Origin of the sequence: Wolbachia endosymbiont of Pentalonia nigronervosa, from assembly GCF_014534705.1 — a bacterium.
In the GTDB taxonomy this organism is placed as follows: Bacteria; Pseudomonadota; Alphaproteobacteria; order Rickettsiales; family Anaplasmataceae; genus Wolbachia.
In genome coordinates this window covers 1-2,769 of the sequence record NZ_JACVWV010000109.1, presented here as the reverse complement: position 1 = coordinate 2,769, position 2,769 = coordinate 1, and the positions used below count along the sequence as shown (strand labels likewise).

Genomic DNA, 2,769 nt, shown 5'->3' with positions numbered 1-2,769 from the left:
GTATGAACTTAGGTTCAGTGATGTTGCCTACTTTAAAGTCCATAGCTGAGTTCTTGCAGGAAAAAACTAGATATGTAGCAGAGTTTGCAGAAAAATATCCAACTTTAACCACAGCAATCATGGGTACTGTAACAGCCTTGATAAGTTTAAAAATCGCAGCAGTAGGACTAGGTTATGGGTTTACATTATTAGGAAGTACGATTTTTGCTCTTAAAGCAAACCTAATTGGAGTATTTTCATTTTTATCAGCTACAGTCTTTCCTGCCGTAATAACAGGGTTGAGGGCAATATCATTAGCTGTAATGAGTAACCCCATAGGGCTTTTGATCACTGGACTTGTTACTGGGGCAGCTCTTGTCATTACTAATTGGCAGAAGGTAAAAAGTTTCTTTGCTAGCTTTTGGGAGTATATAAAATCTATAATAAAACCTGTAGGAGAAGCCTTTTCATGGATGGGAAGTACTGTTAGTAGCATATTTGGAAAAATCTCAGAAAATAGTCCCATAAAAGAATTTGAAAAGAGAAAAAGCGTTGTTTCATTAGTTGATGGAAAAAATAGTAGTATACTTTTTAAAAATGGTATTTTTAATAATGAAAATCCTTTATTAAATAATAACGTGCTTAAAAAAGTCTCTGAGAATAGTAAAAATAATATTAAGTTTAAAAGCGTAATAGAAGAGAAAAGATCTAGCAGAGAAGAAGAGGAAAAAGATAATACATTTAAAGAGTACCTAAAAAACAAGTTTGAAAGTAAAACAGAAAATAAAACTTTTAACCAAACTCAACACAATTATTTTAATATCAGCATACAAGCAGCACCAAGTCAGGATGTTCGTAGTCTTGCTGATGCAGTGATAAAAAGAATAAGAGAAAAGTCGCGAGACGTTTTGTTTGATACTAATGTGATTTGTGCCATTTTCATATTTCTGTATCTGTTGATATGAAATCCCTATTTTTTCTGCAAGTTCACTTTGTGTAAAGCCTCGAGTGAGCCTGAACTGTCTTATCTTTTTTCCTATAATGGCATCGATGAAATTAAGCTCTTCATTTTCCAATTTATCAATATTCATTTTCACTTTTTGCTTTAACTACTTAAATTTATAGTAAACTTATCAAAAAAGTACTAAATATGTGATCAAGACAGTTTATCCTTAGACAATGCCACCTAAGCCAAAAACAACTTCTAGGAGCATATAAAACAGCACACTATTGCAAAAATCATAAATACCTGAGATTTCTCAATAATATGGTAAAATACGCATTCAGCTAGCATCCAATTCATCAGCAGTTAGGCCAGTTATTCGTAAGATAATATCAACAGTAACACCTACTTTAACTAGATTTTTTGCAACCCTGATTCTTTCCGCTTTTTTAATTTTTTCTTTGCTAGTCTGCATACCTTCAGATAGAAACTTAACTAACGCATCTAATATATCTCGTGATTCTTGATTACCAATCTTCTTATATCCACCTATCAAACCCAATAAATTTTTACTACTTTCATTTCCATATTCCGTTGGTTCTTGAAATAAAACTTTAATATTAACTGACAATGCCTTTGCTACCTTATATAATATTTCAATTGGAATATCGATATGTCCTAGCTCATAGTTGTGTATTTCTTTAGGTGTTGAACCGATTTTTTTTGCCAAGTCTTCCTGAGTGCATTTTAATATTAGCCTTCTCTCTTTTATTTTTTTTCCTACTCTGTAGAGTATAGAATCAGTACAAAATTCCTTCTCTGTATCATTATATTCATAAGTAGATAGGCCCGTTACTTGGGAGACAATCTCAACTGTTACTCCTTCCTTAACTAGATTTTTTGCCACTTCTATTTTTACTTCTTCTTTACTAATTTCTTCGCTCACATATACAAACTTGACTAATGGATAGAGCTTCTTACGTAATTCTTCGTCCTCAATTTCTCCATATATTTTCGTTAGATAAACTATTTCTTCATCTTCATACCTACTGCTTTCTTTTAATACTGTTGGTTCTGGAAGTAGGTCTATAACACTAACTGATAATGCTTCTGCTATTATGTATGACCTTTTGATTGTGATCGGTTTGCACCCTAATTCAAACTGATTTAGTTCCTGATATGTTAAACCAATTTTGTTTGCTAATTCTGCCTGACTATATCCATGTATTACCCTATAACCTTCTATTTTTTTCCCCATCTCATAGTTTAGTGAGCCAATATGCTCTAGGTCATCATAGACAAAGTCGTTTTTTCTTACAGAAGTAAACATATATACCCTCATTTATAGAAACTAATATACATTAAAGTTTTATCAAAATCCAGTATTTTCCTGCCCGACTGGCTGTATAACATATTTTATTACAAAAATTATACAATTTGATCAGCAGATAAACCTATTGTTTGTACAATAATATCTATTGAAATTCCTTCTTTAACTAGATGCTTTGCAATTTCTACCTTTTTTGCCTCTCTAACTTTTTCTCTACAAACACATATACCCTCAAATAAAGACTTGATTAGCACACCTCGTAATTCCTGACTCTCTATCTTTTTGTATTCTTCTATCAAATCTGATAGCTCTTTTCCTGCTTCTCTATCCTCATCTTCTGTTGATTCAGGAAGTAGATCTGCCATACTAATTGATAATACCTTTGCTATTTCGTCCAACGTTTCAAGTGAAACAGTAGATCGACCTTGTTCATATTCATATATCCTTTGACTTGCTATACCAACTTTGCTCGCTAAATCTATTTGGGTATATTCTTTTCTCAACCTCCACTCTTTTA

General features: G+C 32.2%; 2 protein-coding genes and 2 pseudogenes. 1 reads left to right on the top strand and 3 read right to left on the bottom strand.

Going from position 1 to position 2,769, the window contains the following annotated elements; genetic code table 11:
* Positions 1 to 944, top strand: a pseudogene (locus tag IC220_RS07955) (phage tail tape measure protein); the annotation flags it as partial.
* On the opposite strand, the pseudogene IC220_RS07950 reads toward IC220_RS07955, so the two are convergent.
* From IC220_RS07950 to IC220_RS06805, 3 genes and pseudogenes are all read right to left on the bottom strand, one after another.
* Positions 945 to 1,070: pseudogene (locus tag IC220_RS07950) on the bottom strand (helix-turn-helix domain-containing protein); the annotation flags it as partial. It abuts the pseudogene before it with no gap.
* 192 nt (positions 1,071 to 1,262) lie between these two features.
* Positions 1,263 to 2,252, bottom strand: a complete 990-nt coding sequence (gene wmk, locus IC220_RS06810) for a WO male-killing family protein Wmk (protein ID WP_188153703.1) — start codon at positions 2,250 to 2,252, stop codon at positions 1,263 to 1,265.
* A gap of 98 nt (positions 2,253 to 2,350) precedes the next feature.
* The coding region (locus tag IC220_RS06805) for a helix-turn-helix domain-containing protein (RefSeq protein WP_188153702.1) at positions 2,351 to 2,769 on the bottom strand (419 nt) is incomplete at its 5' end.

What these genes read in the sequence shown, in the direction of transcription:
- wmk (WP_188153703.1), bottom strand. Translation starts at nt 2,252, where the DNA reads ATGTTTACTTCTGTAAGAAAAAACGACTTTGTCTATGATGACCTAGAG.